This window comes from Variovorax sp. CCNWLW186 (assembly GCF_037203865.1).
Taxonomy (GTDB): Bacteria; Pseudomonadota; Gammaproteobacteria; order Burkholderiales; family Burkholderiaceae_C; genus Variovorax.
This window is the reverse complement of the sequence record NZ_JBBCBO010000053.1, coordinates 1-1089: the sequence shown is the minus strand read 5'-3', so window position 1 is coordinate 1089 and position 1089 is coordinate 1. Positions and strand designations below refer to the sequence as shown.

Genomic DNA, 1089 nt, shown 5'->3' with positions numbered 1-1089 from the left:
CCTTCGAAGTGCACCCAGCCGTTCCAGCCCACCGTCAGCACCCGGTCATCAGGGCCGTATTCGATCGGTGCCAGCATGGCTGGCATGGCCCGAGGGCTCACTCGATAGCGCGCTGCGGGTGTTTGCATGCCCAGCGCCTCGTGCGGACGCTCGTGGTTGTACACGCCGCGCCAGTGCTCGAACGCGTCCTGAGCCTGAGCCAGGTCCATGAAGCTGCGCCCATTGAGCACCTCGGCCTTGAGCGAGCGGTGGAAGCGCTCCAGCTTGCCATTGGTCTGCGGGTGATAAGGCGCGCTGTGGCTGATGCGAATACCCAAGCGGATAAGCCACACGCTGAGTGCCGACAACCCGTGTTCGGCCTTGGAGGGACTGCCCCAAGGCGCGCCGTTGTCGGCGTTGATGCGCACGGGCAAGCCGTAGCGCAGGAACACCCGCTGCAGATGATCCTGCACACGGGCGGTGTCCGTCTGGGAGCAGGCAGCGATGGTCAGGTTGAAGCGCGAGTGATCGTCGATCACCGTCAGCGGATGGCAGCGCCCCGCACCCGTCTCGAAGTAGCCCTTGAAATCGATTTGCCACAGGGCATTGGGCAACTCGTGCTCAAAGCGCTGCCAGTGCCCGGCCGCCTGGCTGGCTTCGGGAGTGATCAGCCCGTGGCGGTGCAGGATGCCGGTGATGGTGCTGGGCGCGGGCACGCCGCTGAAGCCCAGGTCGCTCAGGCGCTGGGCGATCTTGCGTCCGCCCCAGCGGGGGTGTTGGCGGCGCAGTTCGACGACCGCTTGCTCGACCGCGGAGCTGCTGCGCGCAGGGCTGCGGTGCGGCCGGGTGCTGCGCGGCGTGCACGCATCGCTCATGCCTTGGAGTGCATGGCGGCGCAGCAGTGCATAGCCAGTCTTCGGGCTGATGCCAAAGCGCCGGCACAGCTCGCGGCGGTTGGCCCCTTCTTGCAAAGCCAGTTCCAGGAATTCGCGTTTGGTGTCCATCAGGTCTCTCGGTTGCCAGGGCATGGGCCACTTCCTCGGTCGTATCGACCTCGAAAGTGTTTCCCATGTCCTCGCACACCTGTGACCCACGTCCCCGGTCCATACA

Annotated in this window: 1 protein-coding gene; it reads right to left on the bottom strand. The window is 65.9% G+C overall.

Annotated features, from left to right (window positions below; all coding sequences use genetic code 11):
- A partial coding sequence (locus tag V9K97_RS27240; protein ID WP_337321963.1) for an IS481 family transposase occupies positions 1–1007 on the bottom strand: 1007 nt, incomplete at its 3' end.
- Positions 1008–1089 lie beyond the last annotated feature (82 nt).